Genomic DNA, 21047 nt, shown 5'->3' with positions numbered 1-21047 from the left:
AAGCAGTCAGGGTCGGGTAGTTTACTTCGCTGCAGCTCGCCTGATCCTGGGGATCTAGCAATTATCCAAAGCAGAATGGATCTGCCCATCTTGGCCGACGATCCCAGGGATCCAAGCAACCTTGGAAATTGGCTAGGTTGAGTTACGGCTTGTTGAGGATCTTTTGTCGGTGAGCGATTCTTTGGATGTCCAGGCTCCTCTGCCCGCCATTTTGGCCGATCTGCAAAAAGCTCTGGAATCCCTGGGGTTGGGTTATCTCCAGGTACAAGCGCGGCTTTCCGGCCACCGCCTGTTGCTGCGCCTAGAGGGGGATCCCTTGCCTGAGCCGGATGCTTTGCTGGGGAGCCTCTCGCCGGCCTTGGAGCAAATGGCGCTGACCCACAGGCAGCGTCAGGTGGAGCTGTTTGGCTTTCTGGCCAATGAAGGGATCCCGGAATGGCACTGCGAGTGGCGCTACCAGCCCCAGCCCAACCCCAACAGCCCTCTGTATCGCGCTCAGCGGGGGGATGAGGTGGCCATCCAGCAGGTGTTCAATTACCTGTTGCGTCCGGAAGGGATCCAAGCACGGGTTCATTTCCATCCCAAGCTGGGCCTCTTGCAGGTGAACTTGCAGGCGGCAGAAGCTCCGGATCCGGCTTGGGCTAAGGATTTTCTGCGGCGAGCCTTAACCCGTCTGGAATGGACTTTTTTGCAACGGCTGCGGCTTTCTGGGCAGAAACTGGGCTCTTTTTTCCCGGCCTGGAGCCAAGAGTTCGATCTCAAACAGCCTGCCTTTTGGCAGTCCCCGCAGGTGCCCTTGACCGGGCGATCCCCCATCTCAGAGAGAGAAATCTCTCCGCTGGATAAGCCGCCACCCCCTTCTCCTGCCTCCCAGACTGAATCTCCGGGTGTCAGTTGACGGAGGAGATAGTAAGTAGCCGAGCGTTTGCAGCCGCTGGCTGAGCGTATTCTGAAGGACAGTGCTCGTTGGGGTTGGCCATGCGGGTTGTTTTTTTCGGCACGCCAGAGTTTGCCCTGCCTTCGCTGCAGATCCTGTTGCAGCCGCAGTCCCCCTTTGAAGTGGTGGGATTGGTCTGCCAGCCGGATCGGCCCCAGGGACGGGGACAAAAGGTGCTTCCCCCCCCTACCAAGGTTCTCGCCCAGGCCCACGGGATCCCGGTGTGGCAGCCTGTCCGCCTGCGGCGGGATCCCCAAGTGCTGGCGGCTCTGGAGGCGCTGGCTGCCGATGTGTTTGTGGTGGTGGCCTACGGCCAGATCTTGCCCCTGACGGTGTTGCAGATGCCCAAGCTGGGCTGTGTGAATGTGCATGGATCCCTCCTGCCCGCCTATCGTGGCGCTGCCCCCATCCAGTGGGCTATTGCCAACGGCGAAACCGAGACCGGCGTGACCACCATGCTCATGGATGAGGGAATGGATACGGGGGCCATCCTGCTCCAGGCCAAGCTACCCATTGGGCCAGAGCAAACCAGCCTGGAATTGGCACTCCAACTGGCTCAACTGGGGGCAGAACTCTTGGTGGAAACGCTCTTGAAATTGGAGAAAGGGGAACTCACCCCTATTCCTCAGGATGGATCCCGGGCAACCTACGCCCCTTTGCTCAAAAAACAAGACTTTCACCTCGACTGGCAGCGCCCTGCCCAGGCCTTGCACAACCAAATCCGCGCCTTTTCTCCCGACTGTTTCACCAGTTTGAGGGGGCAGCGGATCAAAATTGTCCGCTCTGCCTCTCCTCAGTTGCACCCACCCCCTGGCGATCTCCCCCAAGGCAGCCCTGGCGAGGTGGTGGGATTGGCCAGGGGAGAAGGAGTCTATGTAGCCACCGGAGAGGGATCCCTATTGATCCGGCGGGCGCAGCTGCCTGGCAGAAAAGAACAATCGGCTTGGGACTTGGTCAATGGCGGCCAGCTCAAGGTGGGGATGCGTTTTGAGCCACTCCCGGATGCTTGAGAGCCATACAGGGATCCCTTGGGCGCGGCCAACCCAAAGACGGCGAACCTGTCCGTTGCCTTGATTCTACTCTCTCTCTGGGAGAAAGGCTGGGGGTGAAGACTACTCCGGCTGGGGAAACTCCTGCCAAAGGTTGGTGCGTTGGCGCAAGCTGAGGAACTGTCCGCCGCCCAAGATGAGGTGGTCCAAAACCGGGATCTGTAGCAGTTGCCCCGCTTGCAAGAGTTGCCGGGTAAGGGCAAGATCTTCTGGGCTGGGATCCAAGCTGCCGGAAGGGTGGTTGTGGGCCACCAGGATGCGGCTGGCCCCCTGTTTGATGGCGCTGCGGAAAGTCTCCCGCGGATGAGACAGGGTTTCGGTGGCGGTGCCCCGGGTTACAATCTGCTGGCTGAGCAGACGGTGCTTGACATCCAAGTGCAAGACGGCAAAGTGCTCTTGAGATTCCCACATCAAGTCACCACTCAGAGCCATAGCCGCTTGTTCTGGCGACTCAATGGCTGTCCGGTCTGGCGGGCGACCCAAAAACACCCGTCGCCCCAGCTCGATGGCGGCTAACACTGTGGCTGCCTTGGCCGGGCCAATGCCTTCAATTTGCAGCAGCTCCCCTGCCTCCACCTGGCGCAGTTGGGCCAAGGGATCCCCTTGGGCTTCCAATTTTTTCAGGAGCAACTGGGCGAGGCCGACTGCTGAGAGTTTGCCCGGCCCCTGTCCGGTGTTGAGCAAGATGGCCAGCAGCTCGGCGTGGGAGAGGTTCCTTGCTCCTTGGCTGAGCAGCCGCTCGCGGGGGCGATCTTGGGCAGGAATGTCGCTGATGCGCAGCACGTACTGGCTCATCTGGGGCCTAGGGAGGAGAAGAGGTTTTTTTCAACAGCCAAAAGGGACTGCGGCGCTCGACGACCCGCCAAGATCCCAGAATGGCTGCCTGTTCGCCCTCGGGAGCTGTAAGTTCAGCTACAAAGGGATCCCAGGTAACCAGGTAGTCGGGCGCCTGCCCCTGGGCTTGCCAGTCGGCCAGCTCTTCTGGGCTGGCGGCGTAGGGAACCTGCAGCGGGCCATAAAAATAGGGTACAAAAGAGCGAAAGCCGTACAGGCCCACCGTTCCAGAGAGAGCCGGCTGGGCGTTGTTTTCGGAAGTGGCAAACTGCCGGAAAAAGTGGACGGCTCCTCCCTGGGTGTGTTGCAGCAGGCGGGGGAAGACCCAGCACCAGGCCAGTTGGGCGCTCAGTCCCGTGGCCAAGAGCAAAACTGTCCAGCCCCAAGCCCGCCGCCGTCCTCGACTCCAAAGGAGAATTCCCAGCAGCAGGATCGCGGCGGGGACGTAGGTCAACACCGGCCACTCCACCTCAGCCTGCAGGTATCCCAGCACCAAGCTGCTGGAAAAGTCGTCAGGGATGCCGGCAAAGACCCATGCTTGGACTAGCCCAGCGGGGTCCTGGGATCCCAGCCAGGGCAGCAATAGCCACAGGGCCAGCCAAAACAAGCCACTGAGCAGGATCCAGGCACTTTCCCAAAAACTGGGCCCTCTTTTCTCAGCAACCAGGCGCTGCAAGCGCAGGGCAGCAAAGTAGGCCCCAATGGGGTACAGCAGCGAGGTGTAGTGAACCAGCTTGGTTTGCACCAGCAGCGAAAACAGGGCCAGCACCACCCCAAAAGCCACCAACAGCAGAGATTCTGCCCGCCGAGTCAAATCCACCGAGCCCACGCTCCTGGGGATGGGCTGCAGGATCTCGGCCAAAGCCAAAGAACCCCAGGGAAAGCACCCCAGGGCAAAGGCCAACAGATGAAAATAAACCGGGCCGGGATGCCCATCTGAGCTGGTGAGGATGCGCCATTGGTAGCGCCCAAACTCTTCCACCCATTCTGGCCCCCGTTGCACCCCCTCCAACGCCAGCCAAGTGAGGGGAACAGCCACAGCTAGGCTGAGGAAAACCAGGCTCTCCCCCCATCGAAGGGGAGGATCCCGTTGCCAGAGCTTGTAGAGGATCCAGATAGCCAGGGGCAACACCAGCCCCACCGGCCCTTTGGCCAACACTGCCAAGCCCAGGGCCAGCGCCCCCACCGCTCTCCACCTGCGTCCAGAGTACCCGGCCCGCCAGGCCTCCTCGGCGGCCCAAAGGGATCCCAGCCCCACACCCATGCCCAGGTTGAGTAGCGGGTCGATGAGACCAGTTTTGTAAAAAAACAAGGGCAGGTAGCCTGTCAGCAGCAAGATCCCCCATAGGCAGCCGAACCCCATCCCGCCCAGACAGGATCCCCACCCCACCAGCAGCGCCACCGTGATCCCGCCAGCAAAAGCATTGGGCAAGCGCGCTGCCCCTTCGTTCATCCCTAAAACAGCCATGGACAGGGCCTGCAGCCAAAAAAAGAGAGGGGGCTTCTCGAAAAAAGGCTCCCCGTTGATGGCCAACGAGAGCGGATCCCCGCTGGCCAGCATCTGCCGCGCCAAGCTGGCGTAGATCAGCTCATCCCAGTCGAACAGGTAGGGGATCCCCTGACCTACCCACAGCCACAGGCCGGCCAAAAGCCCCATCCCCAGGGATCCCTTGAGGCGGCCCAGAAAGCTAGGCATGGAAAGCTTCTGAAGACACCACCCGGCCCACGCTCTGAGGCGAGCGCAGGAGGCGGAGCAACTGGGCTGCCAGAGCGGATCCCTCTGTCTCTACCGGAATCTCCACCCCACACCAACGGCTGGAGCTACCCTGCAGGGCAGCTATCCACTCCGGGGCAAGGGATCCCCGCGCCACCCCGATCAATTGCGGCAGAGGCTCCCGACGATACAGCCCAATCCAGCGCAAGCCCAGTTGAAAAGGCCCCGGTCGGAAACGGGGGTTCAAGCGACCATCCGCCTCAAACTTGCTCAACATCACCTGCAGAGAGCAGATCTGGCGAGTATTGAGCGCAGGAGCCGAAGGCACAAGGCGGGCGCGGAACGTGGCAACCATCTCCGCAAAGGGGATCTGAACGGTCTGCTCTTCTCCCGGCGCAGTGTCGAACGCATAGCCGTAGGCGGGGCTGTCCCAGCCGCCTTGATCCCGCAGTAAGACCTTATACCGCTGCCCATCCCCTCGCAGGCGCAGCTCCAGACCGGCAAACCCCGACAAGTCCAGCGGCGGCTGCCAATTGCGGGTGCGCGTGGAAACAAACCCCCCAAAGTTGGCCGTGGAAACCTGGCCTGCGAACAGCAGCTCCTCCTTTCCCCAGAGCAGTTGGCTTTGGCTCGCCCCGCCCATCACCACATCGTCCAAAATGCCCCAAAACCGATGCAAATCCGGGTTGGGCCGGCGAAAGTCGAACAGCATCCGCTCCGTTTGCCCACTGCTGCGCAATTGCTCCAGATAAGCCTTGGCCGTTGGTGGATCCTCCAAACCCAGGATCACCGTTGCCGTCGCCCAATCTGGTGTCTGGCTCACCTCCACGCCCTGCTGCCGCAGCGCCTCCGCCAACCTGTCAGGCAAACCTTCCCCCACTACCCCCACCTGGATAGGAGCCGACTCGGCAAGAGAAGGTGGTACACAATCATCCTCCACGGCCTGGAACCCATTCTGAACCCAACGCCACACCTCCGCCAAAGGCAGGGCCTCATAGTAGGTGAGTGTGTTCCAGAACCGCCCCAGATCCCAAGGCATGAGTCTACCTCATCTCTTCAGAGGTCTATCCCGGATCCCTAGCTTAGGGCAACGCTGAAGAACTCCACCGCTTCTGCCAACACATCTAAAAAGCGATCCACCTCCGCCAACGTGTTGTACAGGTAAACACTGGCTCGGGCAGTGGATTGTACTCCCAAATAGCGATGGAGGGGTTGAGTGCAGTGGTGCCCCGCTCGAACGGCAATGCCTTGCTCATCCAGCAAAGTAGACAGGTCATGGGGATGGACAGCCTCCACCGAAAAGCTAACCAGCCCTGCCCGTCGCGCCGGATCCTTGGGGCCATAAACCGTAATACCCGCTATGTGCTGGATCCCGTCCAACAGGTGGGTAATCAACCTTTGTTCATGGGCATGAACCCGCTCCAGACCGATCTGGCTCAAGTAATCTACGGCTGCCCCCAGCCCCACCGCCTGGGCAATCGCCGGCGTACCGGCTTCAAATTTGTGGGGGATATCCGCATAGGTGGCGTGATCCCAGTACACATCGGCGATCATCTCTCCCCCACCCAAAAAAGGGGGCATCGCTCGCAGCAGCTCCCGCCTGCCGTAGAGGACGCCAATCCCCGTCGGGCCACACATCTTGTGCCCCGAAAAGGCCAACCAATCGCAATCCAGCGCCTGGACATCCACAGGCATGTGGGGCACGCTCTGGCAGGCATCCAGCAAAACCTTGGCTCCGTAACGATGGGCCAGTTCAGTAATCTCCTGAACGGGGTTGATGGATCCCAGCATGTTGGAGACCTGGGTTACCGCCACCAAGCGGGTGCGGTCGCTGAGCAAAGACCGGTAGTGCTCCAGATCCAGCTCTCCCTCTGGCGTGATCTGGATGAACTTGAGGTGGGCTCCCGTCTTCTGGGCCACCCATTGCCACGGGATTAGGTTGCTGTGGTGCTCCATCACCGAGAGGACGATCTCATCCCCCCGCTCCAGATGGCTCAAGCCCCAACTGTAGGCCACCAGATTGATGGCTTCGCTGGCATTGCGGGTGTAGATGATCTCCTGAGGAGAAGGCGCGTTCACAAACCGAGCGATCTTTTCCCGCGCCCCCTCATAGGCATCTGTGGCTTCGTTGCTCAGCGTATGGACCCCACGATGCACGTTGGCGTTGCAGTGTCGATAGTAATGATCCATCGCCTGCATAACCGCCAGTGGCTTTTGAGAAGTGGCGGCATTGTCAAAGTAGATTAGCGGGTGGCCGTTGACCTGGCGCTGCAAAATCGGAAAATCTGACCGCACCTGGGCAGCCAGATCGAAAGAATGGTCAAGCTTGAGAGAAGAAAGGGGGGATACCGCCATGGTCTGCGCAAAAAGCCTGCTTCCCTCAGTATGACATCGCTTCCGGCCAGCCTTCGGCAAACCCATCCGCCCAATCCCTTCCAGCATCCAGGGATCCCTTCCTCCCTGACCTGAAAGCGAAGCTTGTCACAAAATGTAACTTTGTGTTAAGTTTGGTTACAGCAACCAATACGAGGTATTAGCAATGCAATCGTCTCCCAGAATCCCTTCTCGTCTGGACTCCGCTTCTGTTGCCCAGTACTACGACACCACCAACGACTGGATCCCAGGCTGGACAGAGCAAGCGGAGCGTTGGAATGGACGCTTGGCCATGTTGGGCTTGGTGATCAGCATTGCTACAGAAGCGGTGCTGGGCCACAGTGTTTTTGCCAGCACTCTCGCCCAGTGGCTAGGTCTGCAATAACCTGCAATAATTTGTCGAAGAACTTTTCGGTAGAGCCACATTGGACATCTCACAGACTTTCTCTTTGGCTTTGAGATGTTACAGCTCTACCCTTTTTGGGAGCTTTTTCACCCTTCAATCCCTATCTCGACAGTCCGATGATGCTTGACAATCCCTTCCTCCCCTACTTGACAATCCCTTCCTCCCCTACATTGCCGTCATGGTGGCCGGGCTGGTGGCCGCTGTTGTGATTGGCTCGATGGCTTTCTTCAACTCCAAGCGCCCTGCTGGCTGGGAAGGCGCCGGTCGCCCGCGGTACGTGCCGCAGTACGGTCAAGACGGCGATACCCCGCCGGAGTGGGAGATTGGCTGGACGGAGAAGGCCGAGCGATGGAACGGACGGCTGGCCATGCTGGGGTTTGCCATCAGTGTTGTGGTAGAGGCCATTGTGGGCCACAGTGTGTTTGCCTCTGCACTGGGGATCCACTGATCCAAGTTGAAAGCTGTCCGGCGCCCAGTCGTCTCGAGGAAATAAAGGCGGAAGCTATGGAAGCCTGCTTTTTCCTCATGCGTGCTCTTTGTCTTTGCCGTGCAGTACTACCTCGCTTATCTCCTGGAAAGGCTGTACCCAAAGATCGGTGCCTCCTCCATTCGGTTGGTGTCTAGCCATCTGTTGCCTGTCTAATATGATTCTCAAAGGTGAGACGTGCTGGAAGCTCAGAAAGGTTCATAGGGATACCCACAAGCTTGAGTGTCTTGAAAAATAGATGGAAGTTATCTACCTTGTCACAGCGGAAGTAACAATCAGAGCTCTTTGTTGACCTAGACCCTGAGATAAACTCCAGGCGGAATACGTAACCATCCTCACTATCAATGCACAGCTTAATCTCTTTGATAGCCTGGATCCTAAATAACAATCGCTCTGAAGAACCGAAATCCTTGACTCTAACGTACTCCCTACTTATGGCAACGCATCCAAATGAAACCTCTTGTCCACGCTCAATTGCTTCTCTCATGCCTTTCCAGCGCGTGGAGCAAATGTAGCTGGCTACATACCTCATCAAAGGCAAAGACGGGGAAGATATAGATACGACAGGATTTCCTTGGCAATTGATGTAGTAGCTGTAGTATGGGTAGCATTCTGATTTGACAAAACCGACACTCTTCTTACTGAAGTCCACGTTCACTGAGACAATTTCGTTATACCTATAGGCAAGTCTGTTCTGCTTTCCTAGGATGTCACGATAGATGTCATGATAAATGAAGCCATTGCTCAAAATAACAACCCTAGATTTATAGGGTTGATTTGAGTACCAATAGTACCAAAGAAGCATCGATAAACCACCCAACAATCCAGAAAAAGCCATAGCAATAGGAGGTATGCCACTGGCCAAAGTGCTAGGGATCCATGTCCCTAAGGCAGAAAGTATTGCCGATAGAACTGCGAAGATAGGAAGTCCAATAAGTAGCAATGTAGATAAAGATACCGACACAACACGCATCAGCAAAGTAAAAGGGCTCCATTTCTCGATTGGCGTTTCTTCTGTTGTTACGAGGTATCCCAGTGACTTATCCCGTACCAGCTTTGTCTCGGCCTCTAATAACATCACTTATCCCCCCTCACTTCTTGGATAAGCTCCATTGGCAATCTATGCCAAAGTAGTGTTTAGAGACAAACTCATAATCTATTCTGTTTCACCACTGGATAATCTTTTTCTGAACGGCTGTCATACACATGGCAACGCGAGCATTGATCTCATCCTCAGAGCCGAAAATATCCAACTTTTCTTTGAGCCTCTGGATACAGTTTTGTACGGTCTTCTTGCTGGTGTGAATGCGATCTGCGATGGCCTGATCGGTGAGGGCTTCTTTGCAGAGCAAGTTCAAGACCTCAATTTCTCGTTCTGTCAGCTTCGTAAGACCGCGCAACTCCCGCGGCATGCGCAATTCTCCATTGAGGGCACTTTTGGCCCCCTCCAAAAACACGGTGCGCCGTTCCATTTTGTTGACCGCGGCAAACCCACCCTGGTGTTTGCTGATCAGGCCCACCAATGGAGTGAGCAGCAGCGGCTCGCTGGAATAGGCCATCACATTCAAGGTGGGGTAGTTCTCAAAGATATGGCGCAGGAACTCTAGGCCAGGCTCGGCAGACTGCTCTCCGCTGGTTTGACCATAGAGCAGATCGGCTACAACCAAGTCTGGTTGTTCCCGCTGCAGGCGTAGGATGGCGTCCATGGGATTGGTGACCGTAATACATTGAGCATCTGCTGCAATGCGTTGCAGCCACTCACAGTTGTTTTGAGCCACCTCTGGATGATCTTCGACGATCAAAAACTTGAGCGGGGCAGTGGCGCTTTCAACCTCGGACATCAATCCACTCCTCTAGTCCAGCCTTGCAGTTTATCCTCTGCCGGGCGGGCTTGACTGAAAACTGAAATAGGTTCACCAGCAAAGCTCCCAGCAGGTTACCCTAGTGTAGCCTCAGGTAGGGGCTTAGAGGTGAGCCTGGGGGGGTGGGAAAGGACAGGTTAGGCTAGAGGGTGACGTCAACCGGATCTGAACTGTGGTACCCCTGCAAGATCGCAACCCAACCACCCGCACAGCCTATGTCACTTATGCCCTGGTGATCGTTAACATCTTAATTTTTCTGTACCAGCTAACCCTGTCGCCACAAGAGCTGGCAGCTTTTTTCCGAGAGTGGGCAGTGGTACCGATAGAGTTGACGGCCAGTTTTCGAGGGGAGCTCACCTCTTCGTCGCGTCCGGAATGGATAACCCTATTCACCTCACAATTTCTGCATGGGGGCTTTCTCCACATTGGCGGGAACATGCTCTTTTTGTGGGTTTTCGGCAACAACGTTGAGGATCGCTTGGGCCATGTGCGTTACCTCATCTTCTACCTGACTTGTGGAGCTTTGGCTGCATTAACGCAGTGGTTTTTCGATATGGGATCCCCCATTCCTTCACTGGGGGCAAGCGGCGCTATTGCTGGCGTATTGGGAGCCTATATTTTGCGTTTTCCACGGGCCGAGATTCTGACCCTGGTGCCCTTGGGTATTTTCATCACAACCCTCTACGTTCCGGCTTGGGTGTTCCTAGGCTTTTGGTTCATCCAGCAAGCTTTCTACGGCATTGCCAGCCTACAGACGCCTACCAATATCGGTATGCAGGGTGGGGGAATTGCTTACTGGGCCCATGCGGGCGGTTTTGTGTTTGGGGCCATTTTGGGGCCGCTGATGGGGTTGTTTTCCGGCAAAAGCCCTTATGACCGCCAAATGACTTGGCAACAACGTGACAGGGATCTGTTTTGATTTGATCAGCTTTGATACTTTCTCAGTCTATTGTTAATCGGATAGCAGCGTGATGGGAGAAAGCCATGGTCAGTCTATCTGCCAAGCCTCTAACTCTGGAAGACTTTCTACAACAGCCGGAAACTCAGCCCGCCAGCGAGTTCATCAAAGGAGAAATTATCCAGAAGCCCACGCCACAGGGAAAACATAGCCGTCTCCAACTAAAACTGGGTAGCTTCATTAACGAGATGTTGGAGCCTTCTCAACTGGGAATGGCATTTCCAGAGCTGCGCTGCACCTTCGCCGGATACGCGATTGTGCCCGATATTTCTGTGATCCCCTGGGATCGGATCCCTGTAGATGAAGATGGCACCATTCAAAATCTCATCCCCTTTTGCCCTGATTGGATGATCGAGATTCTCTCTCCTGATCAAAATCCAATGAAGCTGGTCAAAAAAATCTTGATCGGCCTGGATCACGGCTGCCAAATGGGGTGGATCGTGGCTCCCGAAGAAAGGGTTGTTTTCGCCTACCCTGCCGGGCAGCAGCCGACGGTGCATGAGGATCCTCAAGAGGTGATCCCCACTCCTGCGTTTGCCCAAGGGATCCAACTGACAATCGCAACTTTGTTCGGCTGGATGCAAGTTCAAGCTGGCGAGAGCCACAAGTCCAATGCGGGATAGAAAAAGAGTGGATCTCCTTCCATCCCTCAATTCTCAATTCAAATTCAACATTCAGTTGTTGTAGAGGGCAGGAGCTTGGGCAACCGTCTCACCAGTTTGAGGCAGCTCCTGCCGCAGCAGCGCCACCAAAGCGTTAGTGGATTGGTCGTAGAGGCTGGTCACCAGCTTGGGATAGAGGCCAATGCCGATGATGGGGATCAACAGGCAGGCGATGATGAACACCTCGCGTGGCTCAGCATCTACCAATTCTTCGTGTTCGGTGAGCTCTTTGTTCTCTGGGCCAAAGAAAATCTGCCGCAACATCGACAGCAGGTAGATGGGGGTCAGGATCACCCCAACTGCTGCCAGGAAAACCACCACCAACCGGAAGGGGAGAGAGTAGGCATCGGTGGTGGCCATGCCGATAAACACCATGATCTCGGCCACAAAGCCGCTCATGCCGGGTAGGGCTAGCGAAGCCAGGGAGCAGGCGGTGAACATGGAGAAGATCTTGGGCATCTTCAGGCCAACGCCGCCCATTTCCTCCAGCTCCAGCGTATGGGTGCGGTCGTAGGTGGCCCCCACCAAAAAGAACAGGCTGGCCCCGATAAGTCCGTGAGAGATCATCTGCAGCATGGCGCCGCTCATGCCGATTTCGGTCAGGGATCCGATACCGATGAGCACGAAGCCCATGTGGCTGATGGAAGAGTAGGCGATCTTCCGTTTCAGGTTGCGCTGGGCAAAAGAGGTGAGGGCGGCAAAGATGATGTTCACCACCCCCAACACGATCAGCACTGGCGCAAAGTAAAGATGAGCATCCGGCAGCATGCCCGCATTCATGCGCATCAGGGCATAGCCCCCCATCTTGAGCAGGATCCCGGCCAGCAACATGTGCACCGGCGCAGTGGCCTCGCCGTGGGCATCGGGCAGCCAAGTGTGCAAGGGGAAAATGGGCAGCTTCACCCCATAGGCAATGAGGAAGGCCCCATACATCAGCAGTTGGAAGGTGAGTGGATAGGTCTTGTGGGCCAGATCCGTCATGTCAAAGCTGATGGGATCCCCGTAGAAGGCCATGGCCAGACCTGCCACCAGGATAAACAGGGAGCTGAGAGCCGTGTAGAGGATGAACTTGGTGGCCGCATACAGGCGGTTAGGTCCCCCCCAGATGGAGAGGAGCAAATACACCGGGATCAGCTCCAGCTCCCACATCAGGAAAAACAGCAGCATGTCCTGCACGGCGAACACCCCAATCTGGCCGCCGTACATAGCCAACATGAGAAAGTAAAACAAGCGCGGCTTAAGGGTAACCGGCCAAGCGGCCAAGATGGCTAGGGTAGTGATAAACGCCGTGAGCAGGATCAGGGGCATGGAGAGGCCATCAGCCCCCACCGACCAACTCAAGCCCACTTGGGGTACCCAGGTGTAGCGCTCCAGCAGTTGCAAACCTGTCTGGCCGGGATCGTAGCCAACATAGAAGCCGGCCAGCAGAATCAGCAGATCCGTGACTGCGATGAACAAAGCAAACCAGCGGATCCGCTCGGCCAACTTTTGTGCGTAGGCGCGGGTACTGGGATCCCCAGCCGGTGCTGGGATCAGGGGAATAAATAGGGCGGCCAACACAGGGTAAGCGATGACCGTGGTCAGCCAAGGAAACTCGTGCAAGCTGGGCAGCGCCATGGATGTAACCTCGCTTGTGCCATACCATCAGGGGGATCCCTGCCGGCTGCAATCCGACAGCCCTTTACCAGAATCGCCCTTGAGTATCTATGCTTAGCAAATCTACAGGATTATCTTAAGGCTCCCTCTCCCTTTGCGTTGGGATCCCTGGGATGGAGCAGATGCATGGGTGGATGTTGTACCCGAAAATCAAAATATAGTCTTCCACTGTTCTCACAAGGTAACCGATCTCATCATGCCTCAGCCCAAACTGATCATCCACGGCGGAGCCGGCAGCGCCCTGGAAGGGGAAAGCAGCCTGGAAAAAGTGAGGGGATCCCTGCAGCAGGTGGTGGAGAGCACCTACGAGCTGCTGTTGGCTGGGCAGAGTGCCGAGGCGGCAGTGATGCATGCCTGCCAGTTGCTGGAGGATGATCCGCTCTACAATGCCGGGACGGGGTCGGTCTTGCAATCGGATGGGCAAATCCGCATGAGCGCCGCTCTCATGAACGGGGCCACCCAGTCTTTTAGCGGGGTGATCAACGTCAGCCGAGTTCAGCATCCCATCCTCATGGCCCAGGCTCTGCAATCAAGCCCGGATCGCGTGGTGGCCGAACAAGGGGCAGCAGAGCTGGCGCGGGAGCTGCAGTTGCCGGTCTATGACCCGGCCACTCTCAAGCGGGTTCAAGAGTGGGTGCAGTTGCGTCAAACCCATCCCCCGACCAGGGTTCTCACCGCTCTGGCCATGGGCACGGTGGGGGCGGTGGCCCTGGATCAACAGGGGCAAATCTGTGCCGGCACCTCCACCGGCGGGCGGGGGTTTGAACGGGTGGGGCGAGTAAGCGATTCGGCCACTCCAGCGGGAACCTATGCCAGTGCGGCGGCGGGGGTCAGTTGTACTGGTGTCGGGGAAGATATTTTGGATGAGAGCTTGGCGGCGCGGATTGTGATTCGAGTGGAAGATGGCCTCAGCCTGAAGGCTGCCATGGCCAAGTCTTTTCAAGAGGCCCGCCAACGTCGCCGCTCCTTTGGGGCCATTGCTCTATCGCGCTCGGGCGAGATTGCTTGGGATACCACCACCGACCTACTGCTGGCCGCCTATCACGATGGGCAGGGGATCGGCTTGACGATCTAAACTTCTAGCCGGGCTTGCGGGATTAGACCTGGACAAGCCTGAGGCGGTTGGATAAGAGTAGGATAAGAGTAGAAATAGTACTTAAACAAACCAAGTCTGCCCCCTGGCGGGCCACTGTAGAGCGTTTATGGCACTTCACGCGGAGTTGCACCGTCATTTGGGCGGTTCGGTTGTCCCCCGAATTCTGTGGCGCTATTTTCACCGCCAGGGATCCCCTTTGGCAGAGCGCTTTCCCACCTATGCCGAGTTTGAGGAGTTCTACACCCGCCCGCGCAACACCCTCGAGGATTACCTGGAGCTGCACACGCTGGTGGAACAGGTGCAAACCCTGGAAACCCTGCCCTATTTTATCTACCGCCTGCTGCGGGGAGCCTACGTCTTTGAGGATCTGGCCTACCTGGAGATTCGCTACACTCCCTACCTACGCACGGATCCCAGCCTGGATGAGGCGGAGCGCCTCAAGCAGATGCGCCAGGTAATCGAGACGGTGGGGCAGGCCAGCCAGCAGCGGGAGTATCCCATCGTCACCACCCAGATCGTCTGTTTGCATTCACGCCTGCCCAGCCACATCAACCGGGCCATGGTGGAAGCTGCCGCTGAGTCGGAGTATGTGTGTGCCATCGACCTGGCCGGGGGAGACAAGCCCTACGGCGAACGGATGGACGAGTGGATTGAGCTGTTCAAGTATGCGCTGGCCCGCGGCCTGAAAACCACTGCCCACCTGTACGAAACTTTGGATGGCTGCTACCCACAGTTGCTGCCCTATGTCTCGCGGATCGGCCACGGCATTCAGATCCCCCTCCACTATCCAGAATTGCTGCCGGAGCTGGCACGGCGAGGCCAATGCCTGGAAGTTTGTCCCACCACCTATCTAAAAACGGGAACTCTGCCCAGTTTGGAGCCCCTCAAGATTGTCTTTGACCGCTGCTTTGACGCGGGGGTGGATATTGCCATCTGCACCGACAACGCCGGCTTGCACAATGTACGCCTGCCGTTTGAGTACGAAAACCTGCTAACCCACGACATTATCGATTTCGAGCAGCTCAAACACTGCCAGGAAGCAGCCTTTCGTCACGCTTTTGCCTGGCCCTACAAGGGGCGTCCGGCCTCATTGTTGTCGGAGTTACAGCAGGGGGTATCTGCTTCTTTGGTGGCTCTCTGACCGCCTCAGCGGGATGGAGTCCTTGTTTTTCATCCCGACTTCTCGAAAACAGGGAAGGGATCCGTAACAGAGACAGGGGCAGCTTTCGCAAGGGAAATGACCGCTTGGATCCCTTGTGCAGAGCGATGTTGAGCGGCATCTGAGGGTGGATAGAGCCCGACAGAATCCAATGCTGAGTCTACTGAGCCAAACATGAAGGTTTATATCAGCGCCGATATTGAAGGGATCGCCGGCATCAGCCATTGGGATGAGGCCACCATCGGCCAGCCGGGTTACGAGGCATTCCGAGAGCAGATGACCCGAGCAGTGATCGCGGCTTGTGAGGGATCCCTGGCTGCCGGAGCCACGCAGATCACAGTCAAAGATGCCCATGACTCCGGGCGGAACCTCATCCCCGAACGGTTGCCGGAGCCGGTGCAACTCATCCGCGGCTGGAGCGGCCACCCCTACTGTATGGTGCAAGAGTTGGATCGCAGTTACGATGCCCTGCTCCTAATCGGCTATCATGCCCGCGCCGGATCTGCTGCCAACCCCCTCGCCCACACCTACACCACCGAAGTTAGCCAAATCCGGCTGAACGGCCAGGCCATCGCCGAGTTTCACCTGGTCAGCCTCACGGCTGCCTATGAGGGAGTCCCAGTTGTGTTTGTAGCCGGAGATGCGGAGGTGTGTGCCGCAGCGAAAGCTTATGACGCCCACATCGAGACGGTGGTCACCCACAAAGGGATAGGCCAGTCGGTCATTACGCCACATCCGCAGCAGGTTCTACAGGCCATCCGCCAAGGTGTAGAGGGATCCCTGAGGCGGCTGTCGGCCTACCGTCCTCGCCCACTGCCGGATCACTTTCAATTGGAAGTGGACTACAAGGATCCCGCTCGGGCCTACCGCAAGTCTTTTTATCCCGGCTGCCGGTGGATTGCCGATTCCACGGTTCGGCTGGAAGTTTCCGAGTGGTTTGAGGTGTTGCGGGCTTTGGAGTTTATCGTGCTCACCTAGCCAGGGATCCAAGCGGCATCTGGATGAGGCGAGCAGCAGCTTCCCTGAGGCTGGTCTCGGAAAGGTCAGACAGCTCAATCCGGGCCCGAAGGCGATTGAAGTTTTGCTGCAGCCCGTGTCGATAGGTGGGGTCGTAGTGCTGCTCCAGCAACTCCTGCACAAACTGCGGCCACTCTTGGGCGTCGATCAGCTCAAACCAACGCTGCAAGCGGCCCTGGCCAAGACGGGACTTCAGAGGCAGCAATTTCCCCTTTAGCGCTTGGGGGTGAGCAATCCAGTGGGGATAGTGGGCGATCAGCCCCTTCACCCGCTCCTCTAGAGGCAACTGCACTTCGACACAGTCGGCTTGGGTAAGGGCTTGCCAAAGGGCAGGCGGCAGATGGAGCTGGCCCACTTTGGCACTCTCAGCCTCCACCCAGACTGGCTTGGCGGGATCCCACCGGAGAAAAACCTGCACCAGTTGACTTTCAAAGCTCTTCTGACTGGGCTGTGGCACCCCCCACTCGGCCCCCAGGAGAGATCCCCGGTGACAGGCCAGCTTTTCCAGATCGAGAACTTGGGATCCCTGTTGGCGCAGATGGTGAAGCAACTGGGTTTTGCCGCTCCCTGTTGGCCCGCAGAGCACTCGGTAGGTAAATTCCTGGGGCAAGATCTGCAGCTGTCGGCGCACCCAGGCCCGGTAGGTTTTGTAGCCACCTTGCAAAACCGTAACCTGCCAGCCCACCTGGGACAACACCAATGCCAAGCTGGCAGAGCGCTGCCCTCCCCGCCAGCAGTAGATTAGGGGCCGGTAATCGCGATCTTTATCGGCAAAATGGGTTTGCAAGTGGCGACTGATGTTCTGGGCCACCAAGCTTGCCCCTCGTTTGCGGGCTGTAAAGGGATCCACCTGCTTGTAGAGCGTGCCCACCTCCGCCCGTTCTGTATCGTAGAGTACAGGCAAGTTGATGGCTCCCGGCCAATGATCCTCTGCGAACTCTGCCGGAGAGCGCACATCGATAATTTCGCTGTAGGTGTGCAGCCAGGGCTCTGCAGTGAAGTGAATCGGAGGAGACACAAACCTGTGGATGGAAATGGCAAGCTAGCGCAATCTTGAACAGTTTCTAGCTTAGCCAACGCTGCTGCTCAAGGAAGCCCAGGGCTAACCCTAGCCTATCCCCTCGCAGGTGGACTTCTCGCTTTTCCAGAAGTTTAGGCAAGGTCTCTGGAACATGCAGGATGCCATTTGCCGCTCTCAAAAAAGTTATAGAGGTTTTCAGGCTCTCCAGGTGCCACCTCAGATAGAAAGGTGAGCTCGGACTTTTTCTTCGTCCATTTGGTCAGTCGGCCCCTCCATGATAAGGGATCCATTTTCCATAAGATAAAAGTAATCGGCTAGGCTTTGGGCAAACTCAAAATACTGCTCCACCAGCAACACCGAAACGCCCCGCTCCTTTTGAATGCGGCTGATGGCTTCTTCGATCTCGATAATGATAGAGGGCTGGATCCCTTCTGTGGGCTCATCCAGGAGCAAAAGTTTGGGCTCCGCCACCAAAGCTCTGGCGATGGCCAGTTGCTGCTGCTGCCCACCGCTCAAATCCCCACCCAGCCGTTTAAGAAAAGAACGCAGAATTGGGAATAGGTCATAGACAAACTCAGGTATGATCCGTTCTCTGTCCGGTGCCGCTTCTAGCCCCACCAGCAGGTTTTCCTCAACCGTTAGGCGGGGAAATATCTCTCGACCTTGGGGTACATAGCCAATACCGGCGCGGGCTCGCCAATTGGGAGGGTAATGGTTGATAGGACGGCCCTCAAAAGCAATTTTGCCTGTGCAGTCTTTCAGAAGTCCCATCAGGGCTTTAAGTGTGGTGGTTTTGCCCATACCATTGCGGCCCAGAAGGCAAACCGCTTGGCCGGGAAAGATCTTAAAAGAGAGATCCTTCACAATTAAACTCTGACCATAGTAAACCCTCAAGTTGGAGACCTCCAGGAGAGGCCCGGATCCATCTCGGGATAAGTTTTGTGTTGCGGTCGCGTTTTCCGTATTCATGGGCCTGCGCATGAGTCGATTAGATACAGAGCTATAGCCTTTTTGCTTAGTTTTTCCCCTTGTGGGATCCGAGATAGACCTCAATCACTCGCGGGTCGTTTTTCACATCCTCAAAGGTACCTTCGCACAGCACCGAGCCTTGGTGTAAAACGGTAACCTTGCGGGCAATTTGTCGGACAAACACCATGTCATGTTCGATCACCAAAATGGTGTGGCTTTGGGCTAAGGATTGAATTAACTCTCCTGTAGCTTCTGTTTCTTTGTCCGTCATCCCGGCCACGCATTCATCCAGCAGCAGCAAATCCGGATCTTGAGCGATCACCATGCCAATCTCCAGCCATTGCTTTTCTCCGTGGGAAAGCAGCCCTGCCGGAACCCGATCCTTACGGCTGAGGCCAATGGTTTCCAAAAGAGCATCCGTTTCTTGTCGCAGATGCTTTTTGCCAAGTAGGGTGGAAAAAACCCTTTTGTCAGGGTTGAGGGATAGCTCCAGGTTTTCTCGCACGCTCAAGTTTTGATAGACCCGCGGCGTCTGAAACTTGCGCCCAACACCCAAAATCGAGATCTCATGTTCCTTGAGCTTGGTCAGATCTTTTCCTTTAAACAGCACCCGGCCTCGAGTAGGCTTAACCTTGCCCGTCAGCACATCGAGAAATGTAGTCTTACCCGCCCCATTGGGACCGATGACCACCCGCAGCTCCCCTTCCTCCAGAGAGAAGTTCAACCCATCTAAAGCCTTAAAGCCATCAAAGCTGACGGTGAGATCCTGAGTTTGTAAAATTTGTCGGGTAGCGGTGGGAGCTGCAGTGAGCATAGGGATCACATCCAAGAACGGAAAGGCCAAAGGTCAAACCGGATTCTCAACCCATCAAATAAACCCATCAAATAGGAGAGGAAACTTGGCATCGCTGGCTCACCCATGGGATCCTCTTACCTTAAACTTATATCTTGCACATAACTGACATCCTCAAGAGAAAGCCAGATTTAGGCTGGAGAAGTATTTGCCAAACGCCTGCGCCAAAGCTGAACGGTGACCCAAAGCTGCCTGCCTTGGGTGCGCACCCAACCCACCAGTCCATCCGGCAGCACCAGCACCACCAACAGGAACAATCCCCCCTGGAAAAACAGCCAAATCTCCGGAAAATTTTCGCTCAGCAAGCTCTTGGCAAAGTTGACCAACAGAGCCCCCAGCACTGCCCCCACCAAACTGGCCCGACCGCCCACCGCCACCCAGATCACCATTTCAATGGAAAAGGGAACGGCCATCGCATTGGGAGAGATGATCCCGGTTTGCAAGGTAAACAAAGCTCCGGCAATGCCTGCCAGGGCAGCAGACACGGCAAACACCAGCACTTTAAAGCCGGTGGGATCGTAGCCGGAAAAACGAACCCGTGGCTCGTCATCTCGAATGGCTACCAGGATCCGACCGAATAAGCCGCTGGTGAGCCAACGACAGAGAAGGTAAGCCAAAACCACCGCCAGAACTGTAGTGACATAGACAGCAAAGCGCATTTCGGACGAGTTGACATCTAGGCCAAACAAAGTCTGGAAGTTGGTCAGGCCGTTAGTGCCGTTGATTAAGCGCTGTTGGCCGTTGAAGAAGTTAAAGAAAATGATCGTGGTGGCCTGAGTTAAAATGGAAAAATAAACCCCTCGGATGCGATTTCTCACCACCAAATACCCCAGTGCTGCCGCCACCAAAGCCGGGATCAAGACCACAGCAACAGCCGTAAACGGAAACGAATAAAAGGGATACCAAAACCAGGGCAATTCCGTTACCCCGTAGAGGCTGAAAAACTCCGGTATCTGACCTTCCGGCAATTGCAATTTCAGGTGCATCCCCAGAGCGTAGCCCCCCAAGGCGAAGAACACCCCATGTCCCAGACTGAGCATGCCGGTATAGCCCCAGATGAGGTCGATTCCCAAAGCTACAATGCTGAGGGCCAGAAACCGCCCCAACAAGTTGAGCCGAAAGCCAGACAGCACAGTTGGGGCCACAAAGATCAAGGCCAGCACCAAAACGATGAGGATCCCGGCCTCCCACAGAAGCTTGCGAGAAGAATTGGGATCCCCACCCGCGGCGGGAGCAGCCACTTCATGATCAGCACGGGGGGAATGAACCAGTTTCATGGGCTTTGTGAGGGAGTAGAAGATGGAGAGTCTGGTCCTAGAGTTTTCGCCAAGCGAGATCATTCCCTAGGCATCCACCATACGACCTTTTTCGGGGAAAAGGCCCCGAGGTCGCACCTGCAAAAAGGCCACGATCAAAGCAAAGACCATCACCTTGGCCATGCTCGTGGTGGCAAAAAAGTTGAGGGTATCGGTCAGGATGGGCACGTTGGGAAAAATCAAAGCCAGCGTCCCGGAACCGATGACAAAGTTGGCAATCCCGATCCCAAGCGCTGCCACAATGCTGCCCAAAAGCTTACCGACACCCCCCACGACGACCACCATAAAGGTATCCACGATGTAGTTTTGGCCGGTGTTCGGCCCCACGGATCCCAGCAGGCTGACCGCCACGCCGGCTACTCCCGCCAGACCCGAACCGATGGCAAAGGTAAGGGCATCCACCTTTTGCGTAGGGATCCCTACACAGGCACTCATGGCCCGATTCTGGGTAACCGCCCGGATGCGCAGCCCCCAGCGGGTGCGCTGCAAGAAGAAGTACAGCCCTAGGATGCAGAAGACAGTGAGGGCGATGATAAACAGGCGGGTATTGGGCAAAAACAGGCTGCCCACCGGGATCCCACCCCCCAGCAAACGGGGAGCGGTCACATCTTTGTTCTGGGCTCCAAACCAGGGTTGAGTGACTGCTAAAGCATAGGTTTGCGCCAGCACCCGCCCCCC

Annotated in this window: 21 protein-coding genes; 9 read left to right on the top strand and 12 right to left on the bottom strand. The window is 56.6% G+C overall.

What is annotated here, in order from left to right; translation table 11 throughout:
* The first annotated feature begins 169 nt into the window (after window positions 1–169).
* Window positions 170–898, top strand: a complete 729-nt coding sequence (locus tag NW818_RS00340) for a hypothetical protein (protein ID WP_414423529.1) — start codon at window positions 170–172, stop codon at window positions 896–898.
* Between the two features lie 80 nt (window positions 899–978).
* Window positions 979–1947: a methionyl-tRNA formyltransferase gene (fmt, locus tag NW818_RS00335; protein WP_414423528.1), complete on the top strand. Its 969-nt coding sequence runs from the start codon at window positions 979–981 to the stop codon at window positions 1945–1947.
* Window positions 1948–2049: 102 nt separating this feature from the next.
* Here the strand turns inward: fmt and radC are convergent, their stop codons facing one another.
* From radC to NW818_RS00315, 4 genes are read right to left on the bottom strand one after another with little or no spacing between them, the layout of a single operon-like run.
* A complete protein-coding gene (gene radC, locus NW818_RS00330) occupies window positions 2050–2781 on the bottom strand; it encodes a RadC family protein (protein WP_414423527.1) in 732 nt (243 codons plus the stop codon).
* Between the two features lie 7 nt (window positions 2782–2788).
* Window positions 2789–4516 carry an ArnT family glycosyltransferase gene (locus tag NW818_RS00325; RefSeq protein ID WP_414423526.1) on the bottom strand — a complete coding sequence of 576 codons (1728 nt, stop codon included), beginning with the start codon at window positions 4514–4516 and terminating at the stop codon, window positions 2789–2791.
* A complete protein-coding gene (locus NW818_RS00320; protein ID WP_414423525.1) occupies window positions 4509–5573 on the bottom strand; it encodes a CIA30 family protein in 1065 nt (354 codons plus the stop codon). The genes NW818_RS00325 and NW818_RS00320 overlap by 8 nt, the downstream gene beginning before the upstream one ends.
* Before the next feature lie 38 nt (window positions 5574–5611).
* On the bottom strand, window positions 5612–6889 hold the full coding sequence (locus NW818_RS00315; RefSeq protein ID WP_414423524.1) for a cysteine desulfurase: 1278 nt from the start codon (window positions 6887–6889) through the stop codon (window positions 5612–5614).
* Window positions 6890–7073: 184 nt separating this feature from the next.
* Here NW818_RS00315 and NW818_RS00310 point away from each other — a divergent pair, with 184 nt between their 5' ends.
* Together NW818_RS00310 and psb35 are read left to right on the top strand one after the other, a co-directional pair.
* A complete protein-coding gene (locus tag NW818_RS00310; RefSeq protein WP_011433585.1) occupies window positions 7074–7292 on the top strand; it encodes a hypothetical protein in 219 nt (72 codons plus the stop codon).
* Window positions 7293–7506: 214 nt separating this feature from the next.
* Window positions 7507–7761, top strand: a complete 255-nt coding sequence (gene psb35, locus NW818_RS00305; RefSeq protein ID WP_414423523.1) for a photosystem II assembly protein Psb35 — start codon at window positions 7507–7509, stop codon at window positions 7759–7761.
* Between the two features lie 172 nt (window positions 7762–7933).
* Here the strand turns inward: psb35 and NW818_RS00300 are convergent, their stop codons facing one another.
* Both NW818_RS00300 and NW818_RS00295 read right to left on the bottom strand, forming a co-directional pair.
* Window positions 7934–8878 carry a hypothetical protein gene (locus NW818_RS00300; protein WP_414351995.1) on the bottom strand — a complete coding sequence of 315 codons (945 nt, stop codon included), beginning with the start codon at window positions 8876–8878 and terminating at the stop codon, window positions 7934–7936.
* 88 nt (window positions 8879–8966) lie between these two features.
* Window positions 8967–9641 (bottom strand): response regulator transcription factor, encoded by a 675-nt coding sequence (locus NW818_RS00295; RefSeq protein WP_414423522.1) that lies wholly within the window; start codon window positions 9639–9641, stop codon window positions 8967–8969.
* A 193-nt stretch (window positions 9642–9834) separates the two neighbouring features.
* On the opposite strand from NW818_RS00295, the gene NW818_RS00290 reads away from it, so the two are divergent.
* Together NW818_RS00290 and NW818_RS00285 are read left to right on the top strand one after the other, a co-directional pair.
* Window positions 9835–10581, top strand: a complete 747-nt coding sequence (locus tag NW818_RS00290) for a rhomboid family intramembrane serine protease (RefSeq protein WP_414423521.1) — start codon at window positions 9835–9837, stop codon at window positions 10579–10581.
* Between the two features lie 65 nt (window positions 10582–10646).
* The gene (locus NW818_RS00285; RefSeq protein WP_414423520.1) at window positions 10647–11243 is read left to right on the top strand and encodes a Uma2 family endonuclease; all 597 of its coding nucleotides are present in this window, start codon (window positions 10647–10649) and stop codon (window positions 11241–11243) included.
* Window positions 11244–11294: 51 nt separating this feature from the next.
* On the opposite strand, the gene NW818_RS00280 is transcribed toward NW818_RS00285, so the two are convergent.
* On the bottom strand, window positions 11295–12899 hold the full coding sequence (locus NW818_RS00280) for an NAD(P)H-quinone oxidoreductase subunit 4 (RefSeq protein WP_414423519.1): 1605 nt from the start codon (window positions 12897–12899) through the stop codon (window positions 11295–11297).
* A gap of 235 nt (window positions 12900–13134) precedes the next feature.
* On the opposite strand from NW818_RS00280, the gene NW818_RS00275 reads away from it, so the two are divergent.
* The 3 genes from NW818_RS00275 to NW818_RS00265 all read left to right on the top strand — a co-directional run bounded on the left by NW818_RS00275 (window position 13135) and on the right by NW818_RS00265 (window position 16171).
* Entirely contained in the window at window positions 13135–14013 is an 879-nt protein-coding gene (locus NW818_RS00275; RefSeq protein WP_011433592.1) for an isoaspartyl peptidase/L-asparaginase, read from the top strand.
* A gap of 127 nt (window positions 14014–14140) precedes the next feature.
* Window positions 14141–15175, top strand: a complete 1035-nt coding sequence (locus NW818_RS00270; protein WP_414423518.1) for an adenosine deaminase — start codon at window positions 14141–14143, stop codon at window positions 15173–15175.
* A 192-nt stretch (window positions 15176–15367) separates the two neighbouring features.
* The gene (locus tag NW818_RS00265; RefSeq protein WP_414342392.1) at window positions 15368–16171 is read left to right on the top strand and encodes a M55 family metallopeptidase; all 804 of its coding nucleotides are present in this window, start codon (window positions 15368–15370) and stop codon (window positions 16169–16171) included.
* Here the strand turns inward: NW818_RS00265 and mnmH are convergent.
* The 5 genes from mnmH to NW818_RS00240 form a co-directional block, all read right to left on the bottom strand.
* Window positions 16164–17228 carry a tRNA 2-selenouridine(34) synthase MnmH gene (mnmH, locus tag NW818_RS00260; RefSeq protein ID WP_414423517.1) on the bottom strand — a complete coding sequence of 355 codons (1065 nt, stop codon included), beginning with the start codon at window positions 17226–17228 and terminating at the stop codon, window positions 16164–16166. The two genes, NW818_RS00265 and mnmH, sit on opposite strands and share 8 nt — an antisense overlap.
* Window positions 17229–17447: 219 nt before the next feature.
* Window positions 17448–18212, bottom strand: a complete 765-nt coding sequence (gene urtE / locus NW818_RS00255; RefSeq protein WP_414331328.1) for an urea ABC transporter ATP-binding subunit UrtE — start codon at window positions 18210–18212, stop codon at window positions 17448–17450.
* A 34-nt stretch (window positions 18213–18246) separates the two neighbouring features.
* The gene (gene urtD / locus NW818_RS00250) at window positions 18247–19014 is read right to left on the bottom strand and encodes an urea ABC transporter ATP-binding protein UrtD (protein WP_414399968.1); all 768 of its coding nucleotides are present in this window, start codon (window positions 19012–19014) and stop codon (window positions 18247–18249) included.
* 170 nt (window positions 19015–19184) lie between these two features.
* Complete coding sequence (gene urtC, locus NW818_RS00245; protein WP_414342394.1) at window positions 19185–20393, bottom strand: urea ABC transporter permease subunit UrtC; 1209 nt, start codon at window positions 20391–20393, stop codon at window positions 19185–19187.
* A 3-nt stretch (window positions 20394–20396) separates the two neighbouring features.
* The coding region (locus tag NW818_RS00240; RefSeq protein ID WP_414423516.1) for an ABC transporter permease subunit at window positions 20397–21047 on the bottom strand (651 nt) is incomplete at its 5' end.

The organism is Synechococcus sp. R6-5, assembly GCF_047461775.1.
Taxonomy (GTDB): domain Bacteria; phylum Cyanobacteriota; class Cyanobacteriia; order Thermostichales; family Thermostichaceae; genus Thermostichus.
This window is presented reverse-complemented; position numbering and strand designations above follow the sequence as displayed.